We start from the raw sequence: 15951 nt of genomic DNA, 5'->3' as shown, positions 1-15951 counted from the left end.
GCCCTCCACCGAATCCGAGCTGAAACGCCGAGTTTGTGCCAACTCGCTGTGACAACTAGTTTTGGGGGGCGACGCATGCGATGTGATCGACAGCGATGGTTTCACCCACAAGGAGTCAACGATATGGAAATCCTGATTCACAACGACGGCATGGATGCCGACGAGTTTCATCAGCTCGCCGGCGGCGAGACCGGAACGACGTTGCGCAAGACGGCCAAGGATTACCTGGGGCGGGAGAACCTGTCCGAAAATCAGGTGAAGGAGATCAAGCGCAAGGGGGGAGACGAGTACGAGGCGCTGATCCGCAAGATGACTGAACATGCGCTCAACGTGATCAACCTGCCGTTGAACAGTGCGATCACCCTCGAGATCGATTTCGACGGTGGCATCAAGGACTGACGCCGATTTCCGGCATCGCGATGCGCGGGCAGTCGCTCTTGGATAGACTGATACGACTGCCCGCCAAGTCGGAGCCGAACCATGCCACGTTTTCCCAGATCCCCTTCTCCCCTCGAGCACGACGACACCATCGCGCTGCCCGAAGGGTTGCCCGCGAACGATGTCCATGCCTCACGACAGGCCGAGGCCCATCAGACCTCTTACAGCGACGAGCGCTTCTGGCGCAAGCTGGCCCGCTTCGGCAAGCGCGCCGGACGCGAGGTCGCACTCAAGGCGCTGCAGCTCTATTTCGTGCTCAAGCGTCCCGACGTGCCGCTCTGGGCCAAGTCGACGGTCATCGGGGCGCTCGGCTATTTCATCTCGCCACTGGATGCGATTCCCGACTTCATCGCCGGGGTCGGCTACACCGACGATGCCAGCGTACTGGCCGCCGCCCTGGCAGCGGTGTGGATCTACATCGACGAGGAGGTCAAGCGTCAGGCGGAGTCCGCCCTGGCACGCTGGTGGCCGGACGACCAGGCCTCCTGAAACCGTTGCTGTCGCCGAATCGAGGGGGCAGCGGTTTTTTTGTACACAAAAAAGCTCTAGAGTCGTTCTCCAAGGAGAGACAACAACAATAGACCGCGGAGTATTCGATGAGTCAGGACAGCACCTCGGCGCCTCGCCGGTTGGGGAAAGAGAGCCGTCGTCACGCCGGTACCGGCAGTGATCGCCTACGCGACGTCGACTATCTCCCGCCGCTGCGAAAGGCCATTCCCCTGGGTATACAACACGTGCTGGCGATGTTCGTCAGCAATGCCGCGGTGCCGCTGATCATTGCCGGTGCGGCGGGCCTTTCCGGCGCGGATACGGTGTTTCTGGTACAGATGGCGATGTTCGTGGCGGGGATCGCCACGCTGGTCCAGACGCTGGGCATCGGGCCGCTGGGCGCGCGCCTGCCGATCGTCATGGGCACCAGTTTCGGATTCGTTCCGGTGATGATTCCGATCGCCACCGCCCAGGGCCTGCCGGCGGTCTTCGGCGGCGCACTGGTCGGCGGCCTGGCCATGGCCGTGGTAGGGCTCTGCTACAAACGCCTGAGCGTCTTCTTCCCGCCGGTGGTCTCCGGCACCTTCGTCCTGCTGATCGGTATCCTGCTGCTGCCGGTGGGGTTCGCCTACGTCGGCGGCGGCGTCGGCGCCGAGGACTTCGGAGCACCACATCATCTGTTGCTGGCGGCGCTGGTGTTCGCCGTTACCGTCGCGTTTCACCAGTTCTGCCGCGGCTTCCTCTCCGAGGCGGCCGTGCTGATCGGCATCCTGGTCGGCTGCGTGGCGGCGGCCCCGATGGGGCTGCTCGACTTCTCCCCCGTCGCCGAGGCCGGCTGGTTCCAGCTTCCGATACCGTTCGAGATCGGCCTTGCCTTCGATCCGGCGGCGATCCTGGCCATCACGCTGATGGCCGTGGTCACCTGCGCCGAATCGATCGGCGACATCTCGGGAACGGCGATCGGCGGCGCCGAGCGCGAGCCGACCGCGAGGGAGCTGTCCGGCGGGGTCATGGCCGACGGTCTCTCGAGCAGCTTTGCCGCCCTGTTCGGCGCCTTCCCGCAGATCAGTTTCAGCCAGAACGTCGGCCTGGTGGCTCTCACCGGCGTCGCCAGTCGCTTCGTCGTCGCCATCGGCGGCGGGTTTCTCGTCCTGGCGGGGCTGGTGCCCAAGCTGGGAGCGCTGGTATCGGCGATCCCGGCGGCTGCGTTGGGCGGGGCGGTGATCATCATGTTCGGGATGATCGCCAGCGCCGGCGTCAAGATGCTCTCCCATGCCGCCTTCAACAAGCGCAACATGCTGATCGTCGGCATCTCCCTGGCACTGGCGATCGGCCTGCCGGCCCAGAGCGGACTCTACCAGGGCGCGCCGCAACAGATCGGCGTGCTGCTGGAGTCGGGCCTGATCCCCGGCGCACTGGCTTCGATCATTCTCAATCTGATTCTGCCCAGGGCGGACGACGAGGCCGCAGCGGCGGATTCTCCCGGGACCTGAGCCGCATCGCCCTGCGGGCTTCAGCGGGGAGTTGGCGATTTCATCCGCGATAAGGACAATCGCTCCCAGGACGGGCTACCCTGAACTGGATCTGGCTAAGCTCTGTCTGAAAAGTCGACGAGCGATAGCCAGACAAGGCAAAAATCGGCGAAAAAAGGACCGGGCTGGCGCTCCAGTTTACGCGGGGTAAATGAGCATTTTGACCCCGGGCTGGCGCACCAGCCGATTTTTAACGCCGTATGGTTGAGCGCAGGCATTTTCAGACAAAGCGTAATTCGGCAGCAAGGAGCACGCCATGGGTATCTACTGCCTGACCTTCGACAGGCCGCTGGGGAGGATGGATCGTCATCGCCTGGAGTCGATGCTCCGGAGATTCGAATCCATCGCGCTGTTTCGCACGACGTGGCTGATCGAATCGACCGATCCGGTAGAGTTTCTGCGCTCCCGGTTGAGTCGGGCATTCGGCAAGCAGACCCGCTTCTTCATCACCCGGTTGAGCGAGCCCTGGTGCACCGACGGCATCGGGCCCGTGGGCAAATGGCTGAGCGACCCCAAGCGCCAGTGGTAGGCGATCAGGCTTTGGCCGCTTCCAGTACGCCCTGGGTATCCTTGGCCAGCTTGCAGCGAACCAGCGCGGCCATCAGCTTGGGGTAATCCTCGTGCGACACCTTGTCGGCGAGCTTCGCCGCATCGGCCTTGAGCCCCAGCTTGTCGGCGGCGGAGAGCGCTGCCTTGTCGGCGTAGGGATAGCATTCATCCCATGCCGTCTGTATCTCGCGCAGGAAGATATCGGCACCGGTGCCGCCGATTCCCTTGAACGCCTTGAGCCGCTTGCGCAGGGCTTTCGGGCTGCCCGCCGCCGCCTCTCGCAGCTTGCGCAGGTCACCTGCGTAGGTGTCCAGCAGTTCGGCGTTCATGTCGGCCAGTTGCGTGGCCGTCTTCTCGTCGACGCGAGCGTAGCCGGCTTCGTTGAGCACTCGCGCCCGGCTTGCCCAGTCGCTCGCCTGCAGCTTCCGCGGCGTCGTCCAGCCAGCGGCGGCCATCGCCCTGGCGCCCCGCATCGCCAGATCGGCGCTGATCGGCGCGCTGGTCAGCAGCGAGTAGCAGAGCAGGCGGAACAGCGGCGACGGCGTGTTCTTGCGCAGGTCGACACCGAGTTCGCTGGCAAAGGTTCGGCCGTGACGCTGCATCAGCGCCTCGATGATCCGTTTCTGACTGGCCATGATGGCTCCTCGAAGCAGTACCAGCTCTCAACATGGCAGCACCGGGCCCGCTGTCAAATCGTCAGGTGACGCATTCGATCGCGCCTGGCGCGAGAGGCGGCCTTGAGATGTCTCCCCTGCCACCGCATATTGCCCATTCGCCAGCGTTCTGCAATGGAGTCCCATGTCTTTCGACACCACCGCCCACAACCGCCGGATGAACTATTTCGACAATCACGAATCGGTATGGCTGTTTGGCTACGGCTCGCTGATCTGGAAGGCGGATTTCGACTATCTGGAGCGCCGGCCGGCATCGATTCGCGGCTGGACGCGTCGTTTCTGGCAGGGCTCCCACGACCACCGCGGCACGCCGGAAGCGCCGGGAAGAGTGGTAACCCTGGTACCGGACGACGACGCCGTCTGCCACGGCATGGCCTACCGCATCCCGCCCCGGGTGTTCGAGCCGCTGGATGTTCGCGAGAAGAACGGCTACCTGCGCGTGGTAACCGAGATGACCTTCGAGGACACGCCCTCGGCCGGCAGCGAACGGGTCGAGGGCGTCGTCTATCTGGCGGGGGAGGATAACGCGGCCTATCTCGGTCCCGCCGATGAAGCGGCCATCGCGCGCCAGATCGCCGAATCCCACGGTCCCAGCGGTCCCAATCGCGACTACCTGCTCAATCTGGCCGCCGCGTTGCGCGAGCTGGGGTTCGAGGACGCCCATGTGTTCGCCCTGGAGCGCGCGCTGCTGGCCGACTGATCCTGGCGCGAGCCGTCTACCGCCCGGGTCAATGGCCGCCACCGGATCGGAGCTTCTTGATCAGCAGGACCACCCCGAGCACGAGCGCGCCGACCAGGAGACCGAAACCGAAATTCAACAGCATCGGTGTCAGCGGCTGAACGATCGCCCCGACGCCGGGAATGTCGCCGGGGACTTCGGCGATATCCTCGATACCGTGGTGAATGAAGGGTATGCCGTGGGTCAGGATACCGCCGCCGACGAGGAACATCGCGATGGTGCCGACGATCGACAGCAGCTTCATCAGATAGGGCGCCGCCCACAGGATGGCGCGGCCGGTCGATTGGGCGAACTGGGTCGCACGCTCGGTGAGATAGACCCCAAGATCGTCGAGCTTGACGATGCCCGCCACCAGGCCATAGACCGCCGCGGTAATGGCAACGGCGATGACCGCCAGTACCGCGACCTGCTGCATGAAGCTGGCGCTGGCCACCGAGCCGAGCGTGATGGCGATAATTTCCGCCGAGAGGATGAAGTCGGAACGGACCGCGCCCTTGATCTTGTCCTTCTCAAACGCCAGGCGCTCCTCTTTCGACTTCAACTGCGCGGCAGCTCGAACGTCTTGCTTGCTCGCCTCTGCCCCACCGTGCAGGAACTCGTGGGCCAGCTTTTCCGCCCCTTCGTAACAGAGAAACGTACCGCCCACCATCAGTAGCGGCGTGATCAACCAAGGCGCTATCACGCTGATCAGCAGCGCCGCCGGCACCAGGATCAGCTTGTTGCGCAGCGACCCTTTTGCCACCGCCCATACGACCGGCAGCTCGCGGTTGGCACGAACGCCGGTGACCTGCTGGGCGTTGAGCGCCAGATCGTCACCCAGTACCCCCGCCGTTTTCTTGGCGGCGACCTTGGTCATGAGAGAAACGTCGTCGAGCAACGTGGCGATATCGTCGAGTAATGTCAGTAAGCTGCCTGCGGCCAAGTGTCTTCCCCTCTCGATCCATCAAAACGGCTGGAAAACGCCAAGCGTAGTGGAAATTCTCACGATGACGCGGCGATTTCCGCCAACGCCCGCTGCAAGGGCTCGGCAGACTCCGGCCTGACGCAGCGAGCGACCTCTTCGCCATCACGCAGAAAGATCAGCGTCGGCCACAGCTTGACCCGAAAGGCGCGGCCCAGCGGTCGCCCCTTGCCATCCTCGATCTTGAAGTGCGGCAGGTCATCGAGCCCTTCGAGCGCCTTCGCGATCAGCGGCTGGGCGGCCTGACACCAAGGGCACCAAGGGGCGCCGAATTCGACGACTGCCGGGCCGCGAATGTCGTAAAGCGAACTGCGGCTGGGCTCATCGGTCGTGTAGTCGCTCGTCATGCTCGCTCCTTGAACGTGATTGTCTCGTCCTTTCGACAATGTAGCGGTAAATCACGACGTAGCGGTAAAACACAAAACCCTCGTCGATAGCGGGGGTCGGGACAGTTCCGAAGCGTCGACCGGAAGATGGCACCAACCGGCGATATCGGTATTCAGAAGGATCTCAGTGGCGTCTCGTCTGGCGGCGTCTCAATCGACGTCGAGACGTTTCAGTCCGCGGGAAAACGCCTGCCAGCGCTCGACATAGTGCGCTGCCGACGCTTTCAGCCCCTCGACCGCCTTATCATCCAGCGTACGCACGGCTTTCGCCGGTGCGCCCACGATCAGCGAGTTGTCGGGAAAGGATTTGCCCTCGGTCACCAACGCATTGGCGCCGATCAGACAGTTGTTGCCGATCTGGGCGCCATTGAGCACGGTGGCCCCCATGCCGACCAAGGTGTTGTCGCCCAGGGTGCAGCCGTGCAGGATCGCGTGATGACCGACGGTACAGCCACGGCCGACGCGCAGCACGAAACCGGGATCGGTATGCAGCATGCAGCCTTCCTGGATATTGCTGCCTGCACCGATCACTATCTGCTCGTTATCGCCGCGGATCACCACGTTGAACCAGATCCCCACATCCTCTTCGAGCTCGACCTGACCGATGACGTGAGCACTGGGCGCGACCCAGTAACGATTCCGGTCCGGCAGATTCGGCACCGCATCGAAATAGGCGTAGACAGGCATGGACTCGGCTCCGGTCGGAAAGTGAGCTTCATCCTCGCCCGCAGAGGTATCCTCTGCCAGCCGACTTTAGCCCCAAGAGCCCGCCTCCGTTGTGCAGATGACGAGGGTTCTGCACGTCACGGCGAGCCGGTCCCGATACGAAGAGGCCCCGGCGTCGTATCGACGCCGGGGCCTCCTGGTCACGCGTGATGCTCGCTCGTGGCTTTTTACTTCACCGCTTCACGACTTCACCGCTTCACGACTTCACCGCTTCACGACTTCACCGCTTCATTACCTCACTACGGACGCCTGCCCGTCATCTTCAGGCGGACTCGTCGTCCTGCTTGCTCTCGCTGGTAACGGAGGTGGTGACATTGCTACCGCTATAGGAATTCTGGTGCTGGCTAGCTTCGCTCTCCGCTGCCATGGAAAACGGCAGTACGGCGGAGACGACGATAGCGGCCAACATCGAAAACAGCTTGTTGAACGCTTTCATAACCACTCCTTCGGCAATAGAGCGTCCTGCGACGTTTTGTCGCGACGCCTTATTAGCATGCTAAACGAATAGTCGTCAGTCAAGCACAAAATGGTCGAACCGCTCGCATCGCCGTCTGCCGGTCAACGCCCCACCCACGCCTCGATACCCAACGCCTGGGGAAGGGAACGGAGGCGTTCCGTCAACAGGCGGGCATCTGCCGAGCGACAGCCACTGTCGTGCTTCAGCACCGCCACTTCGCCATCGCCGTTCGTCCAGGTCACGATGTAGTGGGACATATCCGTCGCCCGCGGGCCGCAGGTGGGAGTTTCCACCGTCATCCCCATGGCCGGTTGCCAAGCGGCGAGCCGATCCAGGACCCGGGTGAAACGTTCGGGATCATTGGCGCGAACCCGTTCGCCCTCGATGGCGGTGAACTGCTCACCGACGAATCGCGTCGTACCCGCGTCGTCGAGCTCGACCTGATAGACCGGGCAAGTGCCGTGGCAGGGCCCGACCCGGTAACGGATCTCGGTCACGCGCGAGCCGGAAGCCGTTGGCTCCGAGGTGGGACGTGCGCTCTGCTGGGCGCAGCCAGCGGTCAGCGAAGCCGCCAACGCGAGCGTGAGAAAACTTACCGACTGACGCCTCATGAGAGTCCTCGACGTGTGAGGGATTCGGGCCGTTCATCCGGGCGCGGTGACCCGGTATGTCGACGCTTCGAAACCGATGCCGCAAGCAGTGCGCGGGCCGGCGATATCCTACCCTCTCCCGAGGGCTGGCGTCGCCGATTCCTTTCAATGTTGTAAAAATCCGCCAATGCAGGACAACTACCCGTTTTTGAACGATAAATAGAGGTAAATGTGGCCAGTGCCCTCGCGCTGCCTCTGTCATAATCATGGCACTAACGCCGCGACCTCATTAAACTGTCGTCCTAGTCGCGTTCGCGCCTGTCCGTATCCATCAGACAGAGAACCTTCATGAAATTGCGTCACGGCATGACATTCGTCTCCAGCCTGCAGACCCAGACTGGCGCCGAATCCGGCGAGACCCAAAACGTCGACGTCGTTCTCATCGGCGGCGGCACAATGAGCGCCACCCTGGGAACCCTGCTCCAGTCACTACAACCCGACTGGACCATCCACCTCTACGAGCGCCTGGACAAGGCTGCCGAAGAGAGCTCCAACGTCTGGAACAATGCCGGCACCGGCCACTCGGCCTTTGCCGAGATGAACTACACCTCGCCGCAGCCCGACGGCAGCGTCGACATCAAGCGCGCCATCGGCATTACCGAGCAGTTCGAGGTGTCACGCCAGTTCTGGGCCAGCCAGGTGCGAGAAGGCGTGCTGGCCAACCCGCGCTCCTTCATCAACACCGTGCCGCACCTGAGCTTCGTCTGGAGCGGCGAGCGCGTGTCATTCCTGAAGACGCGCTTCGAGGCGATGCGGGAAAGCCCGCTCTACGCCGGCATGGAGTACTCCGAGGATCCGCAGAAGATCTCGGAATGGATCCCGCTGGTCATGACGGGGCGCGATACCGACGAACCCGTGGCCGCGACCCGCATGCCCATCGGCACCGAGGTCAACTTCGGCGAGATCACCCGCCAGATGATGAACTCGCTGGCCCGCCGCGATAACTTCCACCTCTCCGTCAATACTCAGGTGCGCGACCTCAAGCGCAACGCGGACGGCAGCTGGAAAGTCACCGTGGCCAACACCAGCGATGGCGAGAACGAGCGCAGCGTCAATGCACGTTTCGTGTTCATCGGTGCCGGGGGCGCGGCGCTGCCGCTGCTGCAGAAATCCGGCATTCCCGAAGCCCGGATGTACGGGGGATTCCCGGTCGGCGGCCAGTTCCTCTACACCACCAATCCGGAAGTGGTCGCCAAGCACGACGCCAAGGTCTACGGGCTGGCGCCCGCCGGCTCGCCGCCGATGTCGGTACCGCACATCGACAAGCGCATCCTCGACGGCATCCCGGCGATCATGTTCGGCCCGTTCGCGACGTTCTCGAGCAAGTTCCTCAAGAACGGCTCCTGGACCGACCTGGTGCGCTCGATCACGCCCAATAACCTGTGGCCGATGACCAAGGTCGGCATCAACAACCTGGATCTGGTGCGATATCTGATCAGCCAGCTTCGCATGTCGGAAAGCGGCCAGTTCAAGGAGCTCCAGAACTACTATCCCGAGGCCAACCGCGACGACTGGAAGCTGTGGACCGCCGGCCAGCGGGTGCAGACGATCAAGGATATCGAGGGCAAGGGCGGCACCCTGCAGTTCGGCACCGAGCTGGTGACCGGTGCGGAAGGCTCCATCGCCGCGCTGCTGGGCGCCTCGCCGGGCGCATCCACCGCACCGTCGATCATGCTCACCCTGCTCGAGAGGGTCTTCCCCGATCAGGTGGCCAGCGAAGCGTGGCAGGCCAAGCTGAAGTCGATGATTCCCTCCTATGGCAAGGCACTGACCGACAACCCGCAACTGCTCTACGACGTTCGCGCCATGTCACGCGAGCTGCTGGAGCTGAGCGAGCCGGACCTGACCACGACACCCGTACCGAAGTCGGAGCCGGAAATCAGCGATAGCTGACCGCGCTCGCCGTTCTCGGCAAGAACATCGCCCGCCCTGGCTGAACCTGGGCGGGCGATAGGTTCACGCCTCGTTTTGCGCCGCTCTATCTCGCTCCTGGCGGTGCCTCCTGCCGATACAGCACCATCCCACCGTGATGCAGAACACCATCGATGAAATCGCCATCGGCGGTAAAGCCCGTGTCGTCCCAGTACTCGATGTGGTCCCCGGTGATTTCGTAGCGGCCCTGGTAGGCACTCTCCCGCGTCCCCCTGGCCTCGTCGTAACGGCCATTCGGTAGCAGTTCGTGGCGGACGTGGCCGTCTGCCGTCGCCCATAAGCCAACGTAGGATCGATCTGTCATGTCGGTGACTCCCCCGTGATTCTCTGCGGATGCCTGGGCCACCAAGAAGCCGAGCACGGCAGCGAAGATGCCGATGCACGTTTTCCGGTAGCCACGGAAACAGCGGACGCGGCCGGTCATGAACCGTCCTCGGCACGCTGGCGCCGCTCCTGGAACAGCTCGGCCAGAGCGGTGGATGCTGCGATCGCCGGCGGAAACCCGGCATGCACGGTCGTCAGGTAGATGACCTCCTTCAACTCCTCCTCGCTGACACCGGCATTCAGGGCGTAACCGGCGTGAATCTTCATGTAGTCAGGCTGGCCGAGAGCGGCGAAGACACCGACAGTGATCAGCTGACGAGTGCGATCATCCAGTATCTCGCGGCCCCACACCTCACCCAGCGCATAGCCCTGGGTGGCATCGGCGAGAAAGGGAAACTCCTCGCGCATGGCCTCCAGCGCGGGCTGGGGCTGCCCCTGGTTGAGGCGCTCGATCACTTCCCTTCCCGCCTCCAGGCGTTCCCGCTCGCTCGCGGCATGCACCGGTTCGAGAGCGAACAGCGCCGCCGAGAGCCATAGTGCCCCGTAGCAACATGATGAACCCAGTGTCGTCAACGTCATCTCGCATCCTCCATTTCAGGTGTCCGATCCAGCGGCCACGGTCAGTAGGGACTGGCGGTGGGGCGCACGATGATTTCGCTGACATCGACGGTGGCCGGCTGTTCGATGGCGAAGGCGATCGATCGGGCAATGGCCTCGGCCGGTATGGCGTCTTGGCGGAAGGTTCGCATCGTCTCCTGGGCGGTCGGATCGGTGATCGAATCGGCAAGATCGGACTCGGTGACACCGGGACTGATCACGGTCACGCGGATGTCGCCCCCCACCTCCTGACGCAGCCCTTCGGAGATCGCCTCCACGGCGAACTTGGTCGCGCAGTAGACGGCCGCGGTGGGCGAGACCGCATGTCCACCAATGGAGGAGAGATTGATGATCTGCCCCGCCTTCTGGTCCTGCATGACCGGTAGCACAGCCGCGATACCGTGAAGGACACCACGAATGTTGACGTCGATCATCCGGTTCCACTCGTCCAGCTTGAGCACTTCGAGTTTGGAGAGCGGCATGACGCCGGCATTGTTGATGATGACATCGACGCGGCCATAGGTTTCCTGTGCTGCGGTGACGAAACCCCGCATGGAATCGATGGACGTGACATCGAGCTGGCGCCAGCTGGCCTCGCCACCCCCCTCTCGTATCTCGTCGGCCAGACGTTCGAGCCGGTCGACGCGACGCGCCCCCAGCATCAGTCGAGCCCCCCGTGCCCCCAGATAACGGGCGGTGGCTTCGCCGATGCCGCTACTCGCGCCGGTGATCAGAATGATCTTGTTTTCAAGATCCGTCATGGTGACTACCTCGTATCGTGAAGGGTCGTGCAACGGCACGACCGACGAGGAGCAGTCTATTGAGTGAGGGTAAAACGATAATCGGAGAATATATTCATGAGTTATGAAGCTGGACAGACATAATTGGACAAAAGCGACGACGAGCCCGGGAATCGATCACCCCTCGGGGCCTCGCCGTCTCGACAACCGCCGAAGAAGCTGCGTGCGGTCGACGAGGTGCGGATCGAGCCACCAGGCCAGATCATCGTTCCCCAGCATCAACGGCACGGAGCTCGTCCCGAACCCGGTATCGGCATCGGCATCGGCGGTTTCCCGCAGGATGGTGGCGACCGGCCGATGAGGACCTTGGCGCCAGAAGCCGCCGACCCAGCAGGGCGAAGGACATACCGAAGCCGGTCTCCTCCCCATCCCGCCCCTGGGGCCGAAACTGAAGTCGCCGGCATCGTCGACGGGAAAGGCACACCGCCTCAAGGCCAGGGAGATGCCAAGCGACGGGGCCAGGCAGGCGCGATGCAGATCCATGCTGACGATACATTCGTCGCCTGCTCCTGAACCCGGCCGCCGGTCGCCCAGCTCCACATGGGCGAAGCAGAGCCGGGGGCTATGCGCCGGATCGGGACACCGCAGGGCCAACAAGCGGTTACCCGGCATGACCTCGACGGGAAGATCGAGGGCCTCCGAGGGCGCCATCGACAGCAGATACCGCCCTTCCCCCTCAAAACGAGTAGCTGATTCCGCTCTTGAAGGAAACGGCATGGTCGTCCTCGATCAGTGGGCTGTCGGCGATGTCGTCGGGATAGTGTTGGTAGTCCACGCCTGCGTAGACGGCCCAGTCGCGATTCAGCGAGTAGGCAAGATCGATGCCGACACCAGGAACGAGCGCGGCATCGGGATAATAGGCGTAACTGCCATTCAGGCTCTCATCGGTATCGACCCCGAAATAGTAATCGGTGACCTTTCCGGAGAGATAGGTCACCCCCAGGCTGGGGGTGATTAGCACGCTCCCTGTCTGCCAAGGATAGGCGTAGTAGCCACGGTAGCGCTCACCCTCAGCGTTGCCCGAAATGTCCGTCTGCGCCTGGGCGCCCAGCACACCGAATTGCCCACGCCAGGCAGCAGCCAGGCCGGCGTAATAGCTGCGGTCGCGGTCATCCAGCCGATCTCGATCGACACCGGCTGCCGCCAGCTCCCGTCGTCCGAGATCGTCCGGGTCCATCTCCTGTCCGCCCAGCGACAGCAAGGCATCCAGCGTGAAGGCCTTGCTACGGTAAAGGTGGACACCACCTTCCGTTGCATGAAAGAACAGCCGCCGGCCATCGAAATAGATCAGCGGTAGAACGCTGGTGCTCTCATCGGCGCCCGCATAGGCATCATCGGAAATCGATCCCATCACCCCTAGGCGCCATTGGCGGGCACCGTCATCGCCGACCGGTTCGTCCTGCGCCGCGATGCCAGGCGCCCACAGTACCGCGAAAGCGCCCATCGCAGACAATGACAAATAGGAAAACCCCGAGCTGGATCGATCGTACATTGTTCTGCTCCACCACAAAGATGACTGGACACGAAGCCGTAAAATCGTGTTGGAATGAATAGTGGCACGACGATCTTTCCGGGTTATCTCTGGAGTGTTTCCGAGCAGACATGTTGGTCACGAAGCGATACATTTGACGCTGGCCCGGCGATGGGCAGGAAAAAGAACCCAGAGGCATAGGCGATGACGAGGATCCTGGTCGTCGATGACGACATCGACCTTCTCGAACTCATGATGACCTTCTTCGGTCGCTACGATATCGAGATAGAAACCGCTTCATCCGGTCAGGAACTGGATCGGAAACTGGCAGAATCCGCGTTCGATATCATCATTCTCGACATCATGCTTCCTGGCGAAGACGGCATCAGCATTTGTCGCAGAATGAGGGAAAAGTCCTCGATACCCGTCATCATGTTGACGGCGGTATCGGAAACGACGGAGCGGGTCATCGGACTGGAACTGGGAGCCGATGATTACGTTACCAAACCCTTCGAACCACGAGAACTTCTGGCGAGAGTTCGCGCGGTTCTCCGACGGGTATCGGAACGGTATGACAGCCACAAATCATCGCCTGCCTCGCTGCAGTGCAGACACTGGAGGCTCGATGTCGCACGCCGGGAGTTACGCCGCCCAGATCACACCTTGATTCCACTATCCGGTGGAGAATTCGCGCTGCTGATGACCTTTCTCAGTCATCCGGGCCAACTGCTATCGCGCGATCAGCTCCTGGATTACACCAAGGGCTCGGCTCATGAGGTGTTCGACCGAAGCATCGATGTTCTTGTCAGTCGGCTGCGCCGCAAGATCGAGGCCGATCCCCGACGGCCCGAGATCATCAAGACGGTGCGCAGCATGGGCTATCTGTTCTCGCCAGCGGTCCACAAGTCATGACCACGAGACATCGTTTCATCGGCAGTCTCAATGGCTGGTTTATCCTCAACGTCATCGTTGCCATACTGATCGCCCTGATCATGAACCTTACCTTCCTCAGGTTCTCCGGCACCTGGGCCAACCCGCCGATCCAGGACATCGACCAGCTCGTGGTGGCAGCCAGCATTGCCAAGACGTTCAACCATTTATCGCCCTCTCAACGAAAGTCCATCGAAGACAAGGTGTCGGGTAATGGAATAAACGTCAGCTGGTTTTCCGACCGCAACGCTCTTCCCATACCCAGGATGGAAAAGAACGACGACACCGATTCATGGCCTGACATCAGAAGAATACTGGGTTATCCCGGTAGTGAAATCCTGACCGTAGACCCCAAAGACGAAGGGTGGGAAATCTCGTCACCCCCACCCGAGAAACGGTTCTATGCGATCGCGATTCGGCTCGAGGATCACTCCTGGGTGATGTTCGATACTCCCTCGAAACTCTGGGGGCTTAGCTCGACATCACGGGCGCTGGTCACCGGATTTTTCATACTTGTCTCTACCGTCGTCATTTCCTGGTTTTTTGGCCTGAGAGTGGCCAGGCCGCTACGCTCGTTCGCGAATGCCGTCGAACGTTTCGGCGTCGGCGCTCGAACCCAGCCACTGGCGGTCCGTGGACCCATCGAAATCCGAGAGACCCTATCCGCATTCAACGCCATGCAGGTCCAGATCCAGCGGTTGCTGGACGGCCGTATCGAGATGTTCTCGGCGATATCCCATGACCTCAGGGCGCCTCTGACACGACTCAAGCTGCGCAGCGAGCTTGTCGACGACGAACGGCAACGCGACAAGATCATGGCCGACATCGATGAACTGCAATCCATGGTCCAATCCTGCCTGTCGTATTTTCAACTGGAGTCCCAACCCGAAGAAATGACCCGCTTCGAGCTTGGTGAACTGCTCCACACGGTCATCGACAACTTCCGGGACACCGGCAAGGAGGTTCGCTTCCGGCCGGGACATCGCGTCGTCTACGACGGTCAGCCTCTGGCCTTGACGCGAGCCCTGACCAACCTGATCGACAATGCCGTCAAGTACGGCGGCCATGCCGAGGTCAATCTGAAGGTGTCCCCTCGCGATGTCGTCATTACCGTTCAGGACCAGGGGCCCGGCGTGCCGCCAGAGAGCCTGCCAAGGCTGTTCGACCCTTTCTACCGGGTGGAGCCGTCACGCAATCCCCACACCGGCGGATACGGCCTGGGGTTGGCTGCCAGCCGTTCCATCGTGCATTTCCACGGCGGCGAGTTGACCCTCGCCAACCGCCAGCCCCAGGGTCTGATCGCCACGCTTCGTCTGCCCTTGCACAGGGCGTCCCGTGCGAAGGCCTGACCAGGGCGTCGCGGCTCAGGCGTTCCGCTTGAGGAAGTCGATGAAGGTCCGCATCGCAGCCAGGTGGTGACGCTGACGCGGGTAACAGAAGTAGAACCCATCGAACGGCGCGCACCACTCGTCGAGCATGGTCACCAGACGCCCCTCGCGGATCAACGGGGCAGCCCAGGCATCGACGGTGAAGGCGATGCCGACGCCGTTGATCGCAGCCTCGAGCATGGCTCTCAGATCGTTGACGATCAGCGGGCCATGGACGGCGACCCGAAACCAGCCGCCGTGGCGATGAAACTCCCATTGATACGGATGCATCTGCCCAGGCCAGCGCCAATTGATGCAGCGATGCCGATGCAGGTCGGAGGGCGTCCTGGGTTTGCCGTGGCGCTTCACGTACGCCGGTGAAGCGACCACGCAGTGGCGCAGGGTCGCGCCCAGCGGCATCGCGATCATGTCCTGCTCGAGCAGTTCGCCGAGCCGGATCGCCCGTCGAAGCCGGCTTCGATCATGTCGACCGGCTGATCGTCCAGGGTCAGATCCAGTTCGATATCGGGATACGCCTCGGCAAAGCGGGCCAGCAGAGGTGACAGGTAGAGCTGGTAACCGACCCGGAAGGCGTGAAGGCGCAGTCGGCCCTGGGGTCGCTCACCGAGTTCGGCGGCATCCGCGACGGCCGCTTCGACCTCCTCGACCGCCGGCTTCAGGCGGGCAAGCAGCCTTTCCCCCGCCTGGCTCAACCCGACCCGGCGGGTGGTGCGATGAAACAGCCGGACGTCGAGCCTCGCCTCGAGCCCCTTGATGGTCTGGCTCAGGGCCGATGGCGAGACCTGCAGCGCCTCCGCCGCGCGAACGAAACTGCCCTGCTCGGCAACGGCGAGAAACGCCTGCAGTTCGGCGAATTCACTACCGCGCATCGCCACCGTCGATCACGTCCAGCTTCGACAGCATCTCGT

The 15951-nt window shown here is 62.5% G+C and carries 21 protein-coding genes; 8 read left to right on the top strand and 13 right to left on the bottom strand.

What is annotated here, in order from left to right:
- Window positions 1-123 precede the first annotated feature (123 nt).
- From AC3AYF_RS09190 to AC3AYF_RS09175, 4 genes are all read left to right on the top strand, one after another.
- Window positions 124-399 carry a hypothetical protein gene (locus tag AC3AYF_RS09190; RefSeq protein ID WP_295038710.1) on the top strand — a complete coding sequence of 92 codons (276 nt, stop codon included), beginning with the start codon at window positions 124-126 and terminating at the stop codon, window positions 397-399.
- Window positions 400-480: 81 nt separating this feature from the next.
- Complete coding sequence (locus AC3AYF_RS09185) at window positions 481-927, top strand: YkvA family protein (protein ID WP_295038712.1); 447 nt, start codon at window positions 481-483, stop codon at window positions 925-927.
- A 107-nt stretch (window positions 928-1034) separates the two neighbouring features.
- Window positions 1035-2420: a uracil-xanthine permease family protein gene (locus tag AC3AYF_RS09180; RefSeq protein ID WP_295038714.1), complete on the top strand. Its 1386-nt coding sequence runs from the start codon at window positions 1035-1037 to the stop codon at window positions 2418-2420.
- Between the two features lie 295 nt (window positions 2421-2715).
- A complete protein-coding gene (locus AC3AYF_RS09175) occupies window positions 2716-2988 on the top strand; it encodes a hypothetical protein (RefSeq protein ID WP_295038716.1) in 273 nt (90 codons plus the stop codon).
- Between the two features lie 4 nt (window positions 2989-2992).
- On the opposite strand, the gene AC3AYF_RS09170 is transcribed toward AC3AYF_RS09175, so the two are convergent.
- The gene (locus AC3AYF_RS09170) at window positions 2993-3643 is read right to left on the bottom strand and encodes a hypothetical protein (protein WP_295038718.1); all 651 of its coding nucleotides are present in this window, start codon (window positions 3641-3643) and stop codon (window positions 2993-2995) included.
- 163 nt (window positions 3644-3806) lie between these two features.
- Between AC3AYF_RS09170 and AC3AYF_RS09165 the strand changes: the two genes are divergently transcribed.
- A complete protein-coding gene (locus AC3AYF_RS09165; RefSeq protein WP_487779648.1) occupies window positions 3807-4382 on the top strand; it encodes a gamma-glutamylcyclotransferase in 576 nt (191 codons plus the stop codon).
- 28 nt (window positions 4383-4410) lie between these two features.
- Here the strand turns inward: AC3AYF_RS09165 and AC3AYF_RS09160 are convergent, their stop codons facing one another.
- The 5 genes from AC3AYF_RS09160 to AC3AYF_RS09140 form a co-directional block, all read right to left on the bottom strand.
- A complete protein-coding gene (locus AC3AYF_RS09160; RefSeq protein ID WP_487779647.1) occupies window positions 4411-5343 on the bottom strand; it encodes a DUF808 domain-containing protein in 933 nt (310 codons plus the stop codon).
- A gap of 59 nt (window positions 5344-5402) precedes the next feature.
- A complete protein-coding gene (locus AC3AYF_RS09155; protein ID WP_295038722.1) occupies window positions 5403-5729 on the bottom strand; it encodes a thioredoxin family protein in 327 nt (108 codons plus the stop codon).
- A gap of 189 nt (window positions 5730-5918) precedes the next feature.
- A complete protein-coding gene (locus AC3AYF_RS09150) occupies window positions 5919-6455 on the bottom strand; it encodes a gamma carbonic anhydrase family protein (protein ID WP_295038725.1) in 537 nt (178 codons plus the stop codon).
- Between the two features lie 301 nt (window positions 6456-6756).
- A complete protein-coding gene (locus AC3AYF_RS09145; RefSeq protein WP_295038727.1) occupies window positions 6757-6930 on the bottom strand; it encodes a hypothetical protein in 174 nt (57 codons plus the stop codon).
- 122 nt (window positions 6931-7052) lie between these two features.
- Window positions 7053-7562 carry a DUF6438 domain-containing protein gene (locus AC3AYF_RS09140; RefSeq protein ID WP_295038729.1) on the bottom strand — a complete coding sequence of 170 codons (510 nt, stop codon included), beginning with the start codon at window positions 7560-7562 and terminating at the stop codon, window positions 7053-7055.
- Window positions 7563-7889: 327 nt separating this feature from the next.
- Between AC3AYF_RS09140 and mqo the strand changes: the two genes are divergently transcribed.
- Complete coding sequence (gene mqo / locus AC3AYF_RS09135; RefSeq protein ID WP_365677339.1) at window positions 7890-9494, top strand: malate dehydrogenase (quinone); 1605 nt, start codon at window positions 7890-7892, stop codon at window positions 9492-9494.
- An 85-nt stretch (window positions 9495-9579) separates the two neighbouring features.
- Here mqo and AC3AYF_RS09130 read toward each other — a convergent pair whose 3' ends face one another.
- The 5 genes from AC3AYF_RS09130 to AC3AYF_RS09110 form a co-directional block, all read right to left on the bottom strand.
- Window positions 9580-9837: an Atu4866 domain-containing protein gene (locus tag AC3AYF_RS09130; protein ID WP_149435436.1), complete on the bottom strand. Its 258-nt coding sequence runs from the start codon at window positions 9835-9837 to the stop codon at window positions 9580-9582.
- 116 nt (window positions 9838-9953) lie between these two features.
- Window positions 9954-10436, bottom strand: coding sequence for a carboxymuconolactone decarboxylase family protein (locus AC3AYF_RS09125; RefSeq protein ID WP_295038732.1), 483 nt, complete (start codon window positions 10434-10436; stop codon window positions 9954-9956).
- Between the two features lie 41 nt (window positions 10437-10477).
- Window positions 10478-11215 carry an SDR family oxidoreductase gene (locus AC3AYF_RS09120; protein WP_295038734.1) on the bottom strand — a complete coding sequence of 246 codons (738 nt, stop codon included), beginning with the start codon at window positions 11213-11215 and terminating at the stop codon, window positions 10478-10480.
- A 156-nt stretch (window positions 11216-11371) separates the two neighbouring features.
- On the bottom strand, window positions 11372-11737 hold the full coding sequence (locus AC3AYF_RS09115) for a hypothetical protein (protein WP_295038735.1): 366 nt from the start codon (window positions 11735-11737) through the stop codon (window positions 11372-11374).
- Window positions 11738-11930: 193 nt separating this feature from the next.
- On the bottom strand, window positions 11931-12713 hold the full coding sequence (locus tag AC3AYF_RS09110; protein WP_295038737.1) for a MipA/OmpV family protein: 783 nt from the start codon (window positions 12711-12713) through the stop codon (window positions 11931-11933).
- Between the two features lie 216 nt (window positions 12714-12929).
- Here AC3AYF_RS09110 and AC3AYF_RS09105 point away from each other — a divergent pair, with 216 nt between their 5' ends.
- Together AC3AYF_RS09105 and AC3AYF_RS09100 are read left to right on the top strand one after the other, a co-directional pair.
- Window positions 12930-13637: a response regulator gene (locus AC3AYF_RS09105; RefSeq protein ID WP_295038739.1), complete on the top strand. Its 708-nt coding sequence runs from the start codon at window positions 12930-12932 to the stop codon at window positions 13635-13637.
- The gene (locus tag AC3AYF_RS09100; RefSeq protein WP_295038741.1) at window positions 13634-15004 is read left to right on the top strand and encodes a sensor histidine kinase; all 1371 of its coding nucleotides are present in this window, start codon (window positions 13634-13636) and stop codon (window positions 15002-15004) included. The genes AC3AYF_RS09105 and AC3AYF_RS09100 overlap by 4 nt, the downstream gene beginning before the upstream one ends.
- Before the next feature lie 15 nt (window positions 15005-15019).
- Here AC3AYF_RS09100 and AC3AYF_RS09095 read toward each other — a convergent pair whose 3' ends face one another.
- Both AC3AYF_RS09095 and AC3AYF_RS09090 read right to left on the bottom strand, forming a co-directional pair.
- Complete coding sequence (locus AC3AYF_RS09095; protein WP_295038742.1) at window positions 15020-15451, bottom strand: LysR substrate-binding domain-containing protein; 432 nt, start codon at window positions 15449-15451, stop codon at window positions 15020-15022.
- A complete protein-coding gene (locus tag AC3AYF_RS09090; protein WP_295038743.1) occupies window positions 15448-15912 on the bottom strand; it encodes a LysR family transcriptional regulator in 465 nt (154 codons plus the stop codon). Before AC3AYF_RS09090 ends, AC3AYF_RS09095 begins: the two co-directional genes overlap by 4 nt.
- Window positions 15913-15951: the final 39 nt, after the last annotated feature.

This window comes from Salinicola sp. (assembly GCF_982684285.1).
The sequence above is the reverse complement of the archived record's forward strand: the minus strand, read 5'-3'. Positions and strand labels throughout refer to the sequence as shown.